A 20,540-nucleotide genomic window follows, 5' to 3' on the forward strand; every position below is an offset into this window, starting at 1 on the left:
AAATTTTTAAAAAACGTCGTTATTTATTTATGAATAAAAAAAACCTACTCATCATCTTTTTATTTTTTTTGCGGTTACAGTCATTTGGACAGGATTTCCAATGGGTTAAACAATTTGAGGGAAGCTATTTCAGTGGTGATAATTCCAGCATGATAGAAGTGGACAGCAATGAAAACAGTTATACGTTTGGAATGATATATGATGAACTTTTTGATATCGACCCAACTGCAGGTGTTACACAAATTATAGATAACACTCCACAATCAACAGCCCCATGCAGTTTGTTCTTAACAAAGCTAAATTCAAATGGCGATTTTGTATGGGGAAAAACCTTCGGAACCTTTTTTGGGACTGCAGACAGGGTGATTGATATGGAAATAGGTATAGATGGCAATATATATCTTTTGGCAGATATATATGAACAGAGAATTAACTTCAGGCAAAAATACATTACGATTTTTAAGCTTGACCCTCAAGGGAACATATTACTTACCAAAAAAATAACTAATGTTGACAATCCGAGTCCGTATGATGTTTATTACTCATCATCGTTAGCATTGGACAATCAAAATAATATATATATATCAGGATCCTATAAGCATCGTATAAATTTTGACCTTTCTAACCCACAATTGAATTTCAATGTAGGTGGAGATTCCTTCATTTTAAAGATAAATAATGTTGGGAATATTGTTTTTGGAAGAAGATTTAACGTTCTATTTACCAATACTCATTATGAGCGTGTAAAAATTGACAATACTCAGAATCCTATTGTGGTCGTTTCCAACGGCGACAATCAAAGTTATACTTCCTACGGTTATAACATATTTAAAATCAATTCAACTGATGGATCAACAGTATGGCAAAAGTTTCTTGAGAACCAAAATCCTCAAACTTTTAATATAGACCTTAATGGAAATATAGTAATAGCTGGTTCCGGAAAAAATGGCAACGGACCTGATATAGATGTAGACCCTGGACCAAGTGTTCTTAATATTAATCCTAAACCGTATGTATTATGGCTCACTGGCAACGGCGATTTCTTAGACGTAAAAAAATTCCCTCCGGTAAGTGCATACCCATACTTTCTTTTTAGTTCAATTGAGTTTGATACCAGTAACAATTCCTATATCGTAGGGGAGTTTATTCACATATTTGATGCAGATCCATCAAGTAATACTTTTCTTTTGAGTTATATTTGCGGCGCACAGGCCAGGGATGCCTTTTACATCAAGCTTGATAGTAACAGGAATTTCGATAACGCTTTCAAACTTGGTGATTATAATAACAATTGTGTTAATTTCTATTTCACTGATTTTAAAATCAGGAATGACAATCAGTATTATGTAGGTAATTTTGGTTATGTCGTAGATTTTGACCCAACCACTGGCATATACTTGGCAAATTCAAGTAGCAATCCATTTGGAGCACGTTTTACATTAAAACTTGGCCCATGTGATACAACAAGACCACAAGGAAATAACACTCAACTTTTTTGTTCATCACAAAATCCAACAATAGGTAATCTATTACCTAATTCAACATCAATAAAATGGTATCCTTCTGCTACTGCTACTACTCCGTTAAATGTCATGACTGCATTAGTTAGCGGACAAACCTATTATGCATCAAGGCAGAATGGTAATTGTCCGGAAAGTACCCAAAGACTTGATGTAACGGTAACAATTAATCCGGCACCATCTATGCCAGTTAGTATAAATCAAACATTTTGTGCAAGCGACAATGCTACTATCTCAAGTTTATTGGCAATTGGGCAAAACATAAAATGGTATTCTTCATCTACTGAAGTTAACAGTTTACCGCCAACTACGACTTTGCAAAACAATACTACTTATTATCTTACCCAAACCGCAAATGGTTGTGAAAGTAATCGAGCTTCAATAAACGTGACGTTGAATACGGTTACTATGCCAACTTTAGTATCACCACAAACATTTTGCGTTCAACAAAATGCAACGTTAAGTTCAATTGCCGTAAATGGCCAGAACATAAAATGGTACAACTCCACAATTGGTGGAAACTTGCTTCCGGATATGACAATTTTGGTCAATGGAACAACTTATTATGCTTCACAGTCCATAAATAATTGCGAGAGTCTAAGGATACCTGTTCTCATTATTATTGAAAACACATCAACTCCTACTGGAGCAATTACCCAAACTTTTTGTGCAATTCAAAGTCCAACACTAAACGACATCGCAGTTGATGGCACTAATCTGATTTGGTATATTGCGAGTTCTGGCTTAAATACTATACCGGTTACAACGCCCTTAGTTGATGGAGTAACCTACTATGCCTCCCAAACTATTAATAATTGTGAAAGCGTCAATCGTTTAGCCGTTACTGCTACTATAATCAATACGCTAAATGCAAATGATTATTCCCAAACAATTTGTGATGATTTAAATGATGGTTCAGAAATTATCTCTTTACCAAACTTCAATATCAGCTTACTCCCTAATGGAAATAATTTTAGGTTTGAATATTACACAACAGCTTCAGGGGCTAACAATCAATTGAATACAGAACTTGTTAGTAATGCCACAGCTTATGACCTTACAACAGGATTGCATACAGTATATGTCAGGATTACTTCAGTTGAAGGCTGTCATCAAATTGTGAAATTGAATTTAACATTGGTAAAATCGCCCATCATAAACATTCCAGAGACCTTGACGCTTTGCGAGAAAAGTAATGTGACGATAGACGCTGGTTCTGGATTCGACAGTTATGCCTGGTCAACAACTTCAATCGCCCAAACTATCACTGTTTCACAAGCAGGGAATTATTCAGTAACCGTTACAACAAACTATGGAAGTGTGAGTTGTTCAACTACAAAAAATTTCAATGTCGTTTTATCAAACGCTGCAATGATTACAAGCATTGAAATACAGGACTGGAATGACAACAACAACATAATTATTGTAAACACTTTAGGTTATGGAGATTATGAATTTTCAATTGATGGTATTAACTATCAGTCGAATAATATTTTCAATGGATTAAGTAGTGGGATCTATACTGTATCTATACGGGATAAAAATGGGTGCGGTATTTCGACAGAAGATGTATACCTACTAAGTCATCCAAAATATTTCACTCCAAATAATGATGGATATAATGATACCTGGGCGATTAAATTCTCTTATTTTGAGAAGGGATTAAAAGTACTTATTTTTGACCGCTATGGCAAGCTTTTGAAGACGTTGAATAATACTTCAGCATGGGACGGAAAATTTAATGACGCTGAGCTTCCATCAAGCGATTATTGGTTTGTGGTTATCCGGGAAAACGGTAAAGAATACAGAGGTCATTTTGCTCTGATAAGGTAAGTTTAATAAACGCATAAACTCCCCAACTTCCGGCCATCAAATGGTACTATTGCAGTATTTGCTTTTTTATAGTACTTATTTATTTACAAATAAGCGGCCTGCGCTTACTGGAAGGACAATCTAAGTAGTAGATTCTATTTTGTGCAGATGATTGAAAAGGAAAAACTGGTTTATACCTATAAAACAATATTTTCAGATCAGCCATTTTAACAATTTCTGAGCAAATTATAATAAAAAAGTCTCCCCAACCTAAAAGGGAGACTTTTCTTTTTTACACTACATAATTTCGAAGTACCAGTATAAAATTATGATTTAGGTGTAACCACTGCATCAATAACATGAATCACACCATTCGACTGATTGACATCGGCAATGGTAACTTGAGCACTTTTACCATTTTCATCGGTAAGGTATACCTGTGAACCTTTCATCCAAGCCGTTAAAGTTCCGCCACTAACCGTTTTAAGTGTAGCTTTTCCTCCACCAGCTTTAATAGCTTTGGCAATATCCGAAGCATTCATTTTTCCGGCAACAACATGATAGGTCAAAATCGTTTGTAATAACTTTTTGTTTTCAGGTTTCAATAAGGTTTCAACAGTTCCTTTAGGCAAGTTGTTGAATGCCTCATTTGTTGGAGCAAAAACAGTAAACGGACCTTTTCCTTGCAATGTTTCGACTAAATCTGCCGCTTTAACAGCAGCTACTAATGTGGTGTGGTCTTTAGAGTTTACCGCATTTTCAATAATGTTTTTGGAAGGATACATCGGTGCGCCACCTACAGTTACGGTTTTCTCTTTTTGAGCAAATGTCGCAGTGGTTCCGAATAAGGTAAAGGCAAAAAATGCTACGGTTAAAAAATTTCTGGTTTTCATAATAATGTTATTTTTTAAAGTTATAAAGTCATTTACGCCAACATCAGTCTTCTGGTTTTTGAGCTATCGTTCTTTTCTGAAAACTTTAACAACTGTCGAGAGGGAATTTGTTGCTGCAACAGCTTGTTTTAAGAATTTAATTTTATACTTTAGGATGTATAATTCACCTACTATCAATCCTTTATAAATTTGTTGTATCATGTTAGCAAATACAGTAAACCTCGAAAAAGAAATGCTTCAACAACGCAGAAAATTCAAGTCGGAGTCGGAAATTTTAGCCGAAATACAGGCGATTTTTGTTGAAAATGAAAACGAGAGGAATAGTATCGTAACGAAACTTCGTGTAAAGAGTTCCACAAAAGTGAATCACTTACAGCTGGATTTACTGGAAACCGACAAGATTTTTCATGTCGACCAGATACGGCAAATTTGTGTTGATTACCGTTTGCGTTTTTTAGAGAGTAGTATTTTTAAAAATGAAATTCCGGAAGAGGCTGTTACTAAAATCCGAATGATGGAAAAGGAGCACAACACTTCTTTAGGAGGATTTAGAATTATTGCTCCCAGTAAGGCCTTTCATTTGCTGAATTATGACGATCCGTTATTGTTTGTTCCGATTGGTAACGATTACTATTATTTAGTACATCAATGGGGAACAGAAATGAATCCCTGGCGCAAATTGCTGGTTTTACCCATTAAAAATCTAGGAAACTTCACCATCACTAGTATTGTATTAAGTATCCTCATTGCCTTTATTGTTCCGGAAAACAACTTGAGTAAATCGGTGCCGCTGGCTTCGGTGATTGTGTTTTTGTTTGCTTTCAAATCGATTTTTGCGGTATTTGCGTATTACTTTTTCATGATGGGCAAAAACTTTAATGAGGAGATTTGGCAACGACAGTATTATAACAACTAAACAAAAAAAGCCCCGATTACTCGGGGCTTTTTTATTACTCTTTTATAAACTTGCTCGTTGAACTTCCTTTTTCACTTAAAATCTTAATAACATAATTTCCAGTCCTTAAATTAGAGACATCAATGGTTTCATTTGGATTGGCAATTACCTGCATCAACTGCCCTAAAGTATTGTAAATACTTATCGAACTAATTGTTACGGCCTGTTTTGTGGTAACTATAAGTAAGTCTTTTGTTGGTACTGGAGAAAGACTAAAAAGGGTATTGAAATCGACATCCTGATTCCCTAACATTTGAATGATAGTTGTTGTTGATGTATTGGTAATGATTGGGAAATTATAATCAAAATAGATATTGGCCGTATTACTGAAAGTATCACCTAGAACCAATGTTGGTATTGTCTTTATTTTAAATGTAACATAACCATCATTATTAGCGTCATCATAAGGGAGATTGATATTTTCGAAGATAAATTCTACTTTATTTGATGCTATTCTGGTAACAAATGGATGACTGCCTTGAAGTGGAATCAAGGAGGAAACCTCGAACTTATTGGAATCGATGATGTCCTTTACAACTATATTTTGGGCATTGGCAGTTCCAGTATTCTCAAAGCGAATCATGTAGTGCACATATTGATTAATCATATCAATACCTACAGTATTTCCCTCCAAACACACTTTGTCATTAGGATCCACTGAATTAGTCACTACTTGGTTCATGGTGATTGTATTATCAGCCGGACTTTCATCTGTTGCTCCTGTGACGGTAGCTACGTAATGTAATACATCACCACTATTTACTGGCGGTGTTTCTACAGGTGAATTCACCCTCAAAACAAAAGTAATTACCCTTTTTTCAAATGGCAATAAATTACTAAAGCTCCAGCTTAAGCTATTTAAAGTCTGATTGCTCACAGTTGGAATAGACGAAACGAAGTCTGATACAGTATCGTCAAATGCTAGGCTAACTATTCCGCTTTGGGTGGTAGTACCCTTATTTTTATAAACAGCAACATACCGAACGTCAAATCCAGGCCCCGCCGGAGATGAAAATAGCAGTATTTCCAAATCATTGTGTGTACCATTGGCTGAGACACAGAAATCCTGTGTAAAAGGGTTTGTAGTGGCTGGAAAAGCAACTGTAGTAGTTTCAGGTGAAACAGAGAAATAAAAAGGATTCTCAAGAACTGGAGTTATAGAATGCATTCCCTGTTGCACATCGTAGCTGTAATTACCAGTCTCATCGGGAATTAAATGACCAGTAGTGGTTCCATTAGAAAAAGATAATTGCAGGTGTGGATAATTGACGTCTAACGGACTACAGCCATCATTATCTGTATCGTATTTAATGTTTCCATTGATTGTATAAAAAGCTCCTCCAGGGCTAAAAGAGCAGTAACTGTTGATATGGCAATTCACATATCCGTATTGATTCAACCTATTTTGTATCTGTGTTATTTCAAATTCATCAACGCAGATATATTCAAGATTTGGATTATTGTTAAAACGGTATCCAAAAGTAAGTCTGCCATTCTTTAAATTCATCCTTCTTAAATCGTTATAATCACAATACAATTCCTGTAAACCACCTGTCATTCCACTAGCATCAATATCTGTTAATTGATTGTAGGAACAATTCAAAACTACTATAGATTGTGGATAATCAATTGATAGGACAGTGATTTGATTATGGTGACAGACTAAATTTTGGATAGGAAAATTTATTGCGATGGTTTCAATTTGGTTATAACTACAATCTAGAATATTCAGGCTGAATGTACTTGGAATATTTAATAATCCGGCATCAAAATGCTGGATTAAATTACCACTACAATCCAATCGGAATATATTAGTAAAACTGCCAATTCCAATTAATGAACTAATTGATGCGCTCGAAACATACAAGTTTCTGACCTGCAAAGCTTCTGCTAGCTGGATTTCCCCATCATTATTGGCATCAATTTTAATATACTCACTGTCAAAATTCGATGCAATGGTATTGCCTGGATTTGCAGCCAAAAGAATAGCCTTAAAATTAGGATCTGGAATATCGACAATCTGGGCATTGACAACAGCACTAAAAAGAATTATGGTTAGAAAGAAGTATAGTCTTTTCATCTGGCTAGGTTTTCTTAATGATACGAAAATTTAAGGAAGGTTGCGCATTGTTTAATGAAAATACTTATTAAAACAAAAAAAGCCCCGATTACTCGGGGCTTTCTAGTTATTAGAAAACAGTGAATTATTTCTTTTTCTCTGTTTTTTCCATTTTTGCTTTTAATCCGGCAAGGATATCATTGTTATCTCCAAGAGTTTGAGCAGGAGCATTGTTTGAAGCCGCTACTGATTCAGAAACCGCTTTAACATTTTTCTCTTCTTCTTCTCTGAAAATAGCTGTGTGTGAAGCTACAACTCTTTTAAATTCTTTGTTGAACTCAATTACTTTGAATTCTGCTTCTTCACCTTTTTTCAATTTTTTACCGTCTTCTTTTTCTAGGTGACGTGTTGGAATAAACGCAACTACATCATCTCCGAAATCTACAGTAGCTCCTTTGTCAACAATCTCAGCGATAGTTCCGTTGTGGATTGTTCCAACAGCGAAAGCATCTTCATGTTTATCCCAAGGATTAGCAGTAGTTTGTTTGTGACCTAAAGATAATTTACGTCCGTCAACATCTAATTCTAATACTACTACATCTAATTTATCACCTACGTTAACAAATTCAGATGGGTGTTTGATTTTTTTCGTCCAAGACAAGTCAGAGATATAAACTAATCCATCAATTCCTTCTTCTAATTCAACGAAAATACCAAAGTTGGTAAAGTTTCTAACGATACCTGTGTGTTTAGAACCAACAGGATATTTAGTCGTGATATCTGTCCATGGATCTTGCGTCAATTGTTTGATACCTAAAGACATTTTTCTGTCATCTCTATCAAGAGTTAAGATTACAGCCTCAACAACATCACCTACTTTTACAAAATCTTGAGCCGAACGCAAGTGCGTAGACCATGACATTTCAGAAACGTGGATTAAACCTTCAACACCTTCAGCTACTTCGATAAATGCACCGTAATCAGCGATTACCACTACTTTACCTTTTACTTTATCTCCGATTTCTAATTTAGAATCCAAAGCATCCCATGGGTGCGCGTTTAATTGTTTTAAACCTAATTGAATTCTTGTTTTCTCATCATCAAAATCAAGGATTACTACGTTTAATTTTTGGTCTAATTCAAGAACTTCGCTTGGGTGGTTGATTCTTGACCAAGAAAGGTCCGTAATGTGGATTAATCCATCAACACCACCTAAATCAATAAACACACCATAAGAAGTAATGTTTTTAACCACACCTTCTAATACTTGTCCTTTTTCTAATTGACCAATGATTTCTTTTTTCTGAACTTCGATATCTGCTTCGATAAGCGCTTTGTGCGAAACAACAACGTTTTTGAATTCGTGGTTAATTTTTACCACTTTGAATTCCATCATTTTGTTTACGTATACATCGTAGTCACGGATTGGTTTCACATCAATTTGTGAACCAGGTAAGAATGCTTCAATTCCGAAAACATCTACAATCATACCACCTTTAGTTCTACATTTAACAAAACCAGTAACAATTTCACCTGTTTCGTTAGCTGCAATAACTCTATCCCATGATTTGATAGTTCTTGCTTTTCTGTGCGATAATACTAATTGACCTGTTTTGTCCTCACGAACGTCAATCAATACTTCTACTTTGTCACCCACTTTTAAACCTGGGTTATAACGGAACTCATTCAATGAAATTACACCTTCTGATTTCGCGTTAATGTCAACAATTGCGTCTCTGTCAGTAATTCTAACTACTACACCTTCTACAACTTCCTCTTGGTCTGTTGAAATGAAAGTTTTAGTAACCATGTTTTCAAACTCTTCCAAGTTTTTTTGATCTACTGCGTCAATTCCCTCAGCATAATTATGCCAGTTAAATTCATTTAAAAACGCTTCTTGTTCTTTGTTTAATACAGCCATGCTGATAAAATAATTTGTATGTTATGTTCTCTGAGTTTCTTGATGCGATTAAAAACACAACAGTGTTAGATTTAAATAGTTGATACCTAAGGAAACTCTACTTCGCCAAAAGGTTTGCAAAATTAAACATAATTTCTTAATTACAAAACAATTGACTAAGAAAATAGATGATAGAAAAAAGAAAATAGACATTTATTTTAGGAGCGAATGGTTTGGGCATTTCTGACTTGCATTTTCCCGCTATCCGCGCTACATGGTAGCTTGCTCCTATCGGGGCTGGATTGGGATTTGTATTAAATAAAATGTTACATTCGGGCTATGAAAAAAGAATCGCTTTTATTCAAAATCACAACCAACCTAACCTTCTGGGTTTTAATAGCTCTAATTTGTGGAGTTCTTTTAGGTCATTTCAATCCGGAAAACGGACAAAAAATGAAAATCGTTGGCGATTCTTTTATACAACTCGTTAAGATTTTTATCGGGCCAATCATTTTTCTTACCATCGTTTTGGGAATTGCCGGCATGGGCGATTTGAAAAAAGTGGGACGAATCGGAATCAAATCACTTATCTATTTTGAAATCGTAACTACATTCGCCTTAATAATTGGAGTAGCTGCTGCCTGCATTATCCAACCCGGAAAAATTGACAAATCAGGACTAGCGATTGAAGATGCGGATAAATACATTTCCAGCTCAAAAGCTTTTAGTTGGATTGATTTCTTCCTAAGCAATTTTACACTTCAGGTTTTAGTAGTTGCCATATTCTTTGGCATCGCATTGAACTATGACAAAAAACGGGAAGCCATTGTAGCTGCATTTTATAATGCGTCGAAGTTTGTTTTTAAAGTTTTAAAATTCGTTATGTATTTAGCGCCGTTGGGCGCTTTTGGTGGAATGGCGTATACCGTTGGTAAGTTCGGACTTCACACGCTAATACCGTTAGGAAAACTAATGCTTACCGTTTATGTCACGATGGCTATTTTTATATTTCTTGTACTCGGAAGCATTCTCAGGTATTACAAAATAAACATGCTGGATTTTATCAAATACCTAAAAGCGGAACTGCTAATTGTTCTTGGAACTTCTTCATCAGAGCCTGCTTTGCCTAACTTAATGAACAAATTAGAACATATGGGCTGCAGCAAATCGGTAGTGGGATTGGTAGTGCCAACAGGATATTCCTTCAACCTTGACGGAACCTCTATTTATCTTTCAATGGCTGTCATTTTCCTGGCACAGTTGTATGATGTACAACTTTCTTTTTCTGAAATCTTAACAATAATCGGACTCCTAATGATTACTTCAAAAGGTGCTGCCGGAGTTACCGGAAGTGGATTTATTGTATTAGCATCAACTTTAACAGCCATCCATAAAATCCCAGTTGAAGGTTTGGCTTTTCTTTTAGGCGTTGACAAATTTATGAGCGAGGCAAGGGCAATTACAAACTTCATTGGAAACGGCGTAGCAGCAATAGTGATATCCAAAAATGAAAATGAATTTGTGGATCCTGAGCATCCAATGGATTTGGAATAATTAAGAAGCTTACTCTTTATTCCTTGATAAACTTGCTGTTTGCATTTCCTCTATTTGAATTGATTTTTATAAAGTAACTTCCTGTCCTTAAATCCGAAACGTCGATATTTTCTACTTTCGCGGCATTTGGAACAAGCAAAACTAATTGCCCTAAAGCATTATAGATACGAATTGAAGTTACTATAATATCCTCTTTAACCTGAATATTCAAAACATTATTCGCCGGATTAGGAAACAAACTAATGTAATTGGAAAATTCAAAATCAGGATTTGCCAAAGTTACAACAGCTGTAGTTGCCGTGTTGGTTACAATAGGAAAATTATAATCAAAATAAATACTTGCTGTATTGCTGAATGTATTTCCAACAACCAATGTTGGCTTCGTCTTAATTTTGAATATCACATAACCATCATTATTCGCATCATCAAAAGGTAGGTTGATATTTTCAAAAATAAATTCCACTTTATTGGTTTGAGAAATCTTTGTCACAAAAGAATGGCTGCCATCAACAGGAATCAAGCTTGAAATATCAAACTTAGTGGTGTCAATCATATCTTTCACTACAATATTTTGGGCATTGCCTGTACCAGTGTTTTCAAAACGGATCATATAATGTATATAATCGCCAACTTTTTCAGGTGCGATTGAATTGCCTTCCAAACAGGTTTTATCATTTGGGTCAAAAGAATTACTTGCAACAATAGTAAGGTCACAACTATTATCATTTGGCGCTTCATCATTATCAAGAGGATAAATCACAGCATTGTAGTGAAGCAAGTCGCCAATATTTACTGCTGGGAGATCCATAGGTGAATTTAAACGCAGGTAAACTATAATTTCCCTTGTTTCAAATGGATGAAGGTCGGTAAAATTCCACGTCAAAGTGCCGACTGCCTGATTTGAAATCAGCGGGGTTGAAGATACAAAATCAAAAATAGTATCGTTAATATTCAAAAAAACACTTCCAGATTGTGTAGTTGTTCCCTTGTTTTTATACTTAATTTTATAAGAGGCAGTAAAACCCGGAATTCCGGCAGGATTATACGGTGGAGCATACATTGAAATCTCTAGATCATTGTGATTCCCGTTGGGAACTATGCAGATGTTTTGTGTAAAAGGATTGGACGCTGTTGGAAAATTAACCGTAAAACTGGTTGGTGTAACCTGGAAATAATTGCTGTTTTGTATTACAGGTGTTACGATATGATTGCCAGCTGTTAAGGCATAACTATAGGTACCTGAATGATTGGTAATCAAATTGGTTGTCAGCGAACCCTGCCCAAAGGAGAGTCTTAAATCGGGATAATTTACATCAGAAGCACTACAGCCATCTGAATTGATATCATATTTGACAGTTCCCAAAACTGTATAATAATTTCCTCCTGGATTAAAAGAGCAATACGAATTTGTCGTGCAGATTGTATTCCCACTTTGATTTATGACGTTTTGAACCGAAGCTACCTGACTCTCGTCCGCACAGATGTAGCGTAGGTTAGGACAATTTTGAATGGTTAGCTGAAATTCATTTCTGCCATTTTTGATGAATAATTCTGAAAGCGGGTTAAAGGAACAGCCTAAATAATTAAGATTGGTTAGTGTACTTAAATCTACACTTCCTCCTATTTGATTGTAGTAGAAAAAAAGTGAATTCAAATGAATTAAATTATTTACATCTAAGCTTGTTAACAGATTATTATAACAATAAAGTTCCGAGAGATCGTTGAGGTGGTTTACATTTAAGCTGGTAAGTTGATTATAACTACAATTTAAAGACCTTAGCTCAGGATAATAGGATAAATCTAAACTTGTCAAGCCCATGTTTTGACATTCAAGGCTACTCAAATTGACAAGATTCGGAAAACTAATAGTGCTGCCTATTGGATTACCACTACAGTCAAGTACCAGCAAGTTTGAGGAATTGCTTAAATCAATTGACGCAATATCATTGTTTCCAAACATCAAACTAGTAAGTGTACTATTAAGAAAACCAACATTCAGTGTGGTTAGATTGTTAGTACCGCAATCTATTGAAGTTATACTTGTTAACCCCGTGAAATTCAAGTTTGAAAAATTATTATGGCTACAATCTAATTGTGTCAACAGATTCAGATTGGCGAAACTCAAATTTGACAAATTATTGTGGCTGCAATCTAAAGATAATAGTTGATTTATAACCGGCAGGTTTATACTGCTTAAATTGTTATCGCTACACCTTAATGATCTTAATGCTGTTAAACTGCTAATATCCAATGCACTCAAGTTATTTTGATTACATCCCAATGTTTCCAAATGAATTAGCCCAGATACATTCAAACTGGTTAGTTGGCTTCCTGATTCACAATACAATGTTCTCAGATTGACAAAAGGTCTGAAATCAATGCTTGAAATGGGATGTCCACCGCAACTAAGGCTTTCCAGATTGGTAAAATATTCCAGTCCGCCAAGATCATCGATTTCATATACATTATGGGTATTACCTGAAGTGTAATAACTAATTTGCAGAGACTTGACCTGTAAAGCTTCATACACTTCAATTTCTCCATCTCCGTTATCATCAACTCGCATATAACGTCCTTCCGTATTATAGGCAACTGAGTAGGAAGTAGTTCCGCTTACCAACAAGTTCTTTAAATAAGCATCCTGAAATTGGATAATTTGCGCATTAACGCCTAATACAAAACCTAAAGCCAAGAATAAGTATAGTTTCTTCATTTGTAATATTATGTATATCAAATATATCAAATCAAATTAATAAAAATTGCCTTTCAGGTTTTGAAAGGCGATTTTTATTTTTTAGTGTGTTACTTCCGCAACATCATCGGGATTGTGCTTGTGTTTAAACATTACCGCAAACAAAATAGCAATAACTAAAGCATATCCGGCAAAAGAAAGCCAGATGTTATGCCAGTCTCGTACACCATCATGCGTGAAATATTTATCGATTAGTATGCCACTGATTATGCCGCCAAAGAAGGCTCCAAAACCGTTAGACATCATCATAAACAATCCTTGAGCCGAAGAACGGATTTTAGAATCCGTAGTAGTTTCTACAAATAATGAACCTGAGATATTGAAGAAGTCGAATGCCATTCCGTATACAATACACGACATGATAATCATCCATAAACCATCTACCGGATTCCCGTAAGCAAACAATCCGAAACGCAATACCCAAGCCAACATCGAAATCAACATTACCTGTTTAATTCCAAATCTTTTTAAGAAAAACGGAATCGCCAAAATAAATAAAGTCTCCGAGATTTGTGAAATCGACATAATAATCGTTGAATATTTCACTACGAATGAATCCGCATATTCTGGAACTTTAGCAAATTCCGAAAGATAGACATCACCATACATATTGGTCAACTGTAAGGCTCCACCCAAAAACATCGAAAACATAAAAAATAAGGCCATTTTGTAGGTGCCAAATAATTTAAAAGCATTCAATCCTAATTTTTCAATGAAAGAAGCTTCTTCAGAAATTAGTTTTTGTGGCGGACATTTTGGCAAGGAAAAAGAATAAAATCCTAACGCAAAAGCAGCAAAGGCAGAAATATAAAACATATTAGCGGAAGCCTTATTATCTGTTAGATTGGTAATCCACATAGCAGCAATAAAACCAATAGTTCCCCAAACTCTAATAGGAGGAAATACTTTAACTACGTCATAATTGTTGCTTTTCAAAATATTGTAAGCCACCGAATTCGATAATGAAATCGTAGGCATATAGCATAACATTGCTGCAAAAATCACATAGTAAAACGTAGTCGGATTATCTACCTGCGGAATGTAAAGTAGCGCTAAACCTCCCAATATATGCAATACACCATAAAGCTTTTCGGCATTTACCCATTTGTCCGCAATAATTCCAGTAATGGCCGGCATTATAATAGAAGAAATTCCAAGGGTTGAAAAAATGGCTCCGAATTCGGCGCCACTCCATTGCTTTGTTGCAAACCAGTAATTACCAACGGTTATTAGCCAGGCACCCCAAACGAAGAATTGGAGAAAACTCATTACTGTCAATCTGAATTTTATGCTCATAAAATAGTTTTGATTTAGTTAAAAGAGAACGTAAAACTACTATTATAATTGAGATAAACAAAAATTTACATCGATTTCGTCACCTCGTCTACCATTTCTAAAACAGCGTTGAATTGTTCGTCTTTTGTTAAGTAAGAATTATCTATTTCAATAGCATCAGCTGCCTTTCGTAAGGGTGAATCTTCTCGGTGGGTATCAATATAATCTCTGCCTTCGACATTTTTCAAGACCTCTTCAAAAGACACTTCCTGACCTTTACCTTGTAATTCATCGAATCGTCTTTGCGCACGAGTTTGGGCACTTGCGGTCATGAAAATTTTAAGTTCGGCGCTCGGAAAAACAACAGTCCCAATATCACGACCATCCATCACGATTCCTTTTTCTTTGCCCATTTCCTGTTGCTGTTCAACCAATTTGGCTCTGACTTCTGAAACCTCTGCCACCAAACTCACAAAATTAGACACGTCAAGGGTTCGGATTTCTTTTTCAATATTGATATCATTCAGATACATTTCCGCAAAACCTAAATCTGGATTGAAAACAAAATGGAGTTTTATATAAGGCAAACTGTTGATAAGCGTTTGTTTATCAAAAAAGTCTTTGGTAATGTAACCGTTCTGCATCGCAAAGAAAGTCACGGCACGATACATCGCTCCGGTATCCACGTAAACGTATCCCAAATGTTGGGCTAATTGTTTGGCTAAAGTGCTTTTACCTGTTGAGGAAAATCCGTCTATGGCAATGGTAATTTTTTTCAAAATAGTGGGAGTATTAATAGCCTTCCTCCGCAAAATTAATGGTCAAACCAAACAAACTAGTATTGGCTGCCAATGTATAACGCGAGTAAGAATAATTAAATTTAAGATTGTTCATTTTTAATCCGAAACCTACTGACAAACCAGAAAAGTTTCGTTGTTCCAAGATACGTAATTCTTCGGCTCTTCTGAAATTGTATCCCAATCTCAAATTAAAAGCTTTTTCCGGAAATAATTCTAAACCAACAATCACGTGACGCAAAGCATTGCCAAAAACAGAAACTTTTTCCGGAGTGGAACTTCCGTCTAATCCTCCTTCTGCCCTATTGGGATTGGAAAACGCTATTTGCCATTGTTGCATATTTTCAAGAGTTAAATGCCAACGGATGGGTACATTTTCCATAAGTTGGGAAACACCAATCAATACTTCTAAGGGCAATTTTTCTCTTGTGTCTGCATAGGTGGTAATTTGTGTACCAATGTTTCGAATGGATATGGCCCAATTCACATCGTTTCGGGTATCAATAAACATTCCGCCAATATCGATGGCAGCACCAAACGAATTATAGCTTTCCAAAGTGGAAGAAATCAGCTTGGCATTGGCACCAATATAAAAATCAGAGAAAGGAATATTATAGGCATAACCAAAAGTCAGGGCAATTTCACTTCCGCTAAAACTGGATGTTTTTACCCCATTCTCATCATAACCATCAAATTTTCCGTAATTGACATAGTTGACACCTCCAAAAAAAGTCTGGACATGACGGTCATACGTATAGGCATAAGAACCTGTTCCGTAGGTCACTTCTCCAAATAGACTTCCGTAGTTCAACGAAAGTTTGTTATCCATATCTGCGTTGATATTGGCCGGATTGAAATGTGCCTGATTGACATCGCTGTCATAAAATGTGATTACTTTTCCGCCCAAAGCAGCTTGTCTAGGCGAAGTCACCAAGTTTAAAAATTGGTATATCGACTTTCCTCCAATTTGACCAAAACCGGCAAAATTGATGCAACAAAATCCAATACAAATTGCTTTTTTAAACATTAAAAAATGACTTAGGCTAAATACTATAACGGAAATGCGAAGATATTATTTTATATGGTATGAAAAAAAGTTAAAAATAAAAGGCATAAGTGTTGTTTGACTTATGCCCTCTAATTTATTTCTGAACGCGACTTATAATTTCTTGGCGTTTTTAACCTTGTCTTTGGTTAAAGCCACTGCAATCACTTCGCTCATTTCTTTTACATAGTGAAAAGTCAAACCTTCAATATATTCCGCTTTGATTTCCTCAATGTCGCTTTGGTTTTCGTGACACAAAATAATCTCTTTAATATTGGCTCTTTTGGCAGCCAGAATTTTTTCTTTGATACCACCAACTGGCAATACTTTTCCACGTAAGGTAATTTCACCTGTCATGGCTAAGTTTTTCTTTATTTTACGTTGCGTCAGCAACGATACTAATGAGGTCAGCATCGCAATTCCGGCACTTGGTCCGTCTTTAGGTGTTGCACCTTCCGGAACGTGTAAATGGATGTTATATTTAGTAATCATTTCAGGATCTATTCCAAAAATTTCTGCATTGGATTTGATATATTCCAAAGCAATGGTTGCCGATTCTTTCATCACGGTTCCTAAATTTCCAGTCAAGGTTAAATTCCCTTTTCCCGCCGAGATCAAAGATTCAATAAAGAGGATATCGCCTCCAACTGACGTCCATGCCAAGCCTGTTACCACTCCGGCCACATCATTACTTTCAGATTTATCACGAGCAAGTTTTGGTGCACCAAGAATTTTTACGATATCTTCATCGGTCACTTTAACATTATAGGTTTCCTCCATGGCTACTGATTTTGCAGCATTTCGGATAACCTGAGATAGTTTTTGTTCTAAACTTCTAACTCCAGATTCCCGTGTATAGCCATCCACAATTTTTTCTAATTGTTTTTTGCCAATGGATAAATCTTTTGTTTTTAGTCCGTGTTCCTTTAATTGTTTTGGAAATAAATGTTTTCGGGCAATTTCAACCTTCTCTTCGATAGTGTAACCTGACATTTTAATAACTTCCATTCTGTCTTTTAAGGCAGGTTGAATCGCTCCCATATTATTGGAAGTGGCGATAAACATTACTTTAGATAGGTCATATCCCAATTCGAGGAAATTATCATAGAAATCATTGTTTTGCTCAGGGTCAAGTACTTCCAACAAAGCAGATGAAGGATCTCCTTGATGAGAATTGGATAATTTATCAATTTCATCTAAGACAAATACCGGATTAGAAGTTCCCGCTTTTTTTAAGCTTTGAATAATTCTTCCAGGTAATGCTCCGATATACGTTTTACGATGTCCACGGATTTCAGCCTCATCGCGCAAACCACCTAAAGAGATACGAACATATTCTCTGCCCAAAGCTTCAGCAATCGATTTTCCAATAGACGTTTTACCTACACCTGGAGGTCCTGTTAAACAAAGTATGGGTGATTTCATATCATTTCGCAATTTCAAAACTGCCAAATGCTCAATAATTCTTTTCTTCACATCTTCTAGTCCGAAATGATCTCTATCTAAAATACCTTGAGCGCGTTTTAAATCGAAATTGTCTTTGGAGTAGTGATTCCATGGCAATTCTAAGAACAATTCCAAATAATTTCTTTGGATACCAAAATCAGGAGCTTGAGGATTCATACGCTGCATCTTGGAAATTTCTTTCTCAAAATGCTTGGCCGTTTTAACATCCCAAGATTTGGTTTTGGCTTTCTGACGCATTTCCTCAATTTCTTGTTCATTGGAAACACCACCTAGCTCTTCCTGAATGGTTTTCATTTGCTGGTGCAGGAAATACTCTCGTTGCTGTTGATCCAAATCAAAACGTACTTTAGACTGAATATCATTTTTGAGTTCCAGTTTCTGAATCTCAATATTCATGTATCGCAAAGTTTCCAGCGCTCTGTCTTTCAAGACATTTACAGCTAATAAATCCTGTTTTTCCTTAACCGTTAGGTTCATATTGGAAGAGACAAAATTGATTAGAAACGATTGGCTTTCAATGTTTTTGATGGCAAAAGTAGCTTCTGTCGGTATATTGGGACTTTCCTTGATAATCTCGATAGCCATTTCTCTGATAGAATCGGCAATAGCATTAAACTCGGTGTCGTTTTTTTTCGGTCTTTTTTCTTCTACTTCTTTGACATTTGCTCGCAAATAAGGTATTTCCGAGGTGACTTCATCAATTTCAAAGCGCTTTTTACCTTGAAGAATAACGGTGATGTTTCCATCAGGCATTTTAAGTACACGAAGGATTTGGGCTACAGTTCCAACAGTATAGATATCATTCTTTGTTGGATCTTCATCCTCTTCATTCTTTTGGGCAACCACACCAATGATTTTATTACCAGCATTGGCGTCGTTGATTAATTTAATTGATTTATCCCTTCCGGCTGAAATTGGAATAACGACTCCGGGAAATAACACTGTATTTCGCAAAGGCAAAATAGGCAATGAACTTGGAAGTTCTTCCTTATTCATTTCTTCCTCGTCTTCGGGAGTTAAAAGCGGAATTAAATCGGTTTCTGTATCGAATTCTTGTAGTGACAAATTGTCAAAAGAAATTATGTTACGGTTTGACATAGTATTGTATTAGGTCAAAATGACATTAGAAATTATTCAAGGCTAGACAAAGTTAGAACATCTCTGGTAAGAAATAAATCAAAATCGATGACTAGCAGTTGATTTAGCATAAAATCGATATACAAAAGAGTGATATCGTTAACTTGTGTAAAGAAGTCAAGTATTATGCCACAAAAAAACCGCATCGTTGACATGACGAGGCGGTTTTTTTTATAAGATTATATCTTTTAATTGAAAACTTCGTCTTCCATTTCAAAATCGAAAGAGCCATTGGTAACCTGAAAAGGTCCTGTCGGAGGATTAGTTCCGTCATCCAGCATATATGAAAAACTAAATGTTCCTTTGATACGTTTTGTTGTAACGTTGAACTCGGTAATCGTAATCGTTCCTGATGATTCAATTTCAATAGTTGCAATAGGATTTGTTGGTGTCGAAATTATCAAGTCCACTTCTGCAGCAACTTCTGGAGCTTCAAATGCTCCATAAAGAGTGTAAGTGCCTGGAGCCCAAAAAGCTTCATTTATTCTGATGTTAATTTCTACATTATTAGCCAAGGTTGGATCTAGTGGATTTGAGTCACCCTGAATCCATAATACTTTAGATGGGTCACTTGATGACAATTTTGCCTTTAAACCTGTAAAAGTGTATAAGAAAGGTTTCATTCCTGTGAACGCCTGCCCATTAACAGTTGCATTCATGTATGTTGGAGTTACAACTGGTACAGTTCCTACAGCTGCTACGTTAACTGGCCCAATCCAACCACTAGTGTCTGTAGCAGAGCATTTTGCCCTAACATAAAAATCATAACTACTTGCCGCAGCAATGCCTGTAACCGTTGCGGTAGTATTATTTGAAGAAACAATCGTTCCGGTGCCTAGAGCAAATCCACTGATTCCGAATTGAATATCCCATCCTGTTTCAGTTCCACCCGCTATCCAAAGAAGATTTACATTAGTATTGACACCGCTATCTCTAACAGCAGTTAAGCCTCCCGGATTAGGACAATTGGGATTAACCTGAACAGCATCAACCGTTACCGGACCAACCCAACTACTACTTAAAGTGGCACTGCAATCAGATTTTACATAAAAACTATAACTGTTATTTGAATTTAATCCTGTTATAATAACCGTTGGATTTGAAGTACTAACTGTAGTACCCGTTCCGAGTACAAAACCTTCAATACCGTATTCAACAGTCCATGAAGTTTCATCATTACCTGCTGACCAAGTTAAAGTTACTGTACTATTATTGAACTCACTGGCTACAAGTGCTGTTGGAGCATCGCATCCACCAAAATCATCTGGATTTAAGTTAGGATCAATAGGTTCAATTTCACATGAAGTGAACGTAAATGATGTCAGGATAAGAAATAGTCCAGTTAAAACTTTTATTTTATTCATGATAGATTGG

12 protein-coding genes are annotated in these 20,540 nt (G+C 35.9%); 3 read left to right on the plus strand and 9 right to left on the minus strand.

All coding sequences use genetic code 11. From position 1 onward, the window contains the following. Positions 1-29 precede the first annotated feature (29 nt). Positions 30-3,353: an Ig-like domain-containing protein gene (locus tag ACULEU_RS09240; RefSeq protein WP_445452315.1), complete on the plus strand. Its 3,324-nt coding sequence runs from the start codon at positions 30-32 to the stop codon at positions 3,351-3,353. Positions 3,354-3,658: 305 nt separating this feature from the next. On the opposite strand, the gene ACULEU_RS09245 is transcribed toward ACULEU_RS09240, so the two are convergent. Next, positions 3,659-4,225 (minus strand): fasciclin domain-containing protein, encoded by a 567-nt coding sequence (locus ACULEU_RS09245; RefSeq protein WP_445452316.1) that lies wholly within the window; start codon positions 4,223-4,225, stop codon positions 3,659-3,661. Positions 4,226-4,424: 199 nt separating this feature from the next. On the opposite strand from ACULEU_RS09245, the gene ACULEU_RS09250 reads away from it, so the two are divergent. After that, entirely contained in the window at positions 4,425-5,141 is a 717-nt protein-coding gene (locus tag ACULEU_RS09250) for a hypothetical protein (RefSeq protein ID WP_445452317.1), read from the plus strand. A 34-nt stretch (positions 5,142-5,175) separates the two neighbouring features. Here ACULEU_RS09250 and ACULEU_RS09255 read toward each other — a convergent pair whose 3' ends face one another. Then, positions 5,176-7,260, minus strand: a complete 2,085-nt coding sequence (locus tag ACULEU_RS09255; protein WP_445452318.1) for a DUF7619 domain-containing protein — start codon at positions 7,258-7,260, stop codon at positions 5,176-5,178. Between the two features lie 124 nt (positions 7,261-7,384). Continuing rightward, on the minus strand, positions 7,385-9,160 hold the full coding sequence (gene rpsA / locus ACULEU_RS09260; RefSeq protein WP_445452319.1) for a 30S ribosomal protein S1: 1,776 nt from the start codon (positions 9,158-9,160) through the stop codon (positions 7,385-7,387). Between the two features lie 318 nt (positions 9,161-9,478). Here rpsA and ACULEU_RS09265 point away from each other — a divergent pair, with 318 nt between their 5' ends. Beyond that, complete coding sequence (locus ACULEU_RS09265) at positions 9,479-10,693, plus strand: cation:dicarboxylate symporter family transporter (protein WP_445452320.1); 1,215 nt, start codon at positions 9,479-9,481, stop codon at positions 10,691-10,693. A 16-nt stretch (positions 10,694-10,709) separates the two neighbouring features. On the opposite strand, the gene ACULEU_RS09270 is transcribed toward ACULEU_RS09265, so the two are convergent. The 6 genes from ACULEU_RS09270 to ACULEU_RS09295 form a co-directional block, all read right to left on the minus strand. Beyond that, a complete protein-coding gene (locus tag ACULEU_RS09270; RefSeq protein WP_445452321.1) occupies positions 10,710-13,406 on the minus strand; it encodes a T9SS type A sorting domain-containing protein in 2,697 nt (898 codons plus the stop codon). An 81-nt stretch (positions 13,407-13,487) separates the two neighbouring features. Then, the gene (locus ACULEU_RS09275; protein WP_445452322.1) at positions 13,488-14,741 is read right to left on the minus strand and encodes a nucleoside permease; all 1,254 of its coding nucleotides are present in this window, start codon (positions 14,739-14,741) and stop codon (positions 13,488-13,490) included. A 65-nt stretch (positions 14,742-14,806) separates the two neighbouring features. Beyond that, positions 14,807-15,499 (minus strand): (d)CMP kinase, encoded by a 693-nt coding sequence (gene cmk, locus ACULEU_RS09280; RefSeq protein ID WP_445452323.1) that lies wholly within the window; start codon positions 15,497-15,499, stop codon positions 14,807-14,809. A 13-nt stretch (positions 15,500-15,512) separates the two neighbouring features. Continuing rightward, positions 15,513-16,544 carry a type IX secretion system protein PorQ gene (porQ, locus tag ACULEU_RS09285; protein WP_445452324.1) on the minus strand — a complete coding sequence of 344 codons (1,032 nt, stop codon included), beginning with the start codon at positions 16,542-16,544 and terminating at the stop codon, positions 15,513-15,515. Between the two features lie 132 nt (positions 16,545-16,676). Next, on the minus strand, positions 16,677-19,127 hold the full coding sequence (gene lon, locus ACULEU_RS09290; RefSeq protein ID WP_445452325.1) for an endopeptidase La: 2,451 nt from the start codon (positions 19,125-19,127) through the stop codon (positions 16,677-16,679). Between the two features lie 227 nt (positions 19,128-19,354). After that, positions 19,355-20,530: a fibronectin type III domain-containing protein gene (locus ACULEU_RS09295; protein ID WP_445452326.1), complete on the minus strand. Its 1,176-nt coding sequence runs from the start codon at positions 20,528-20,530 to the stop codon at positions 19,355-19,357. Positions 20,531-20,540: the final 10 nt, after the last annotated feature.

Source organism: Flavobacterium sp. 25HG05S-40 (assembly GCF_052654735.1).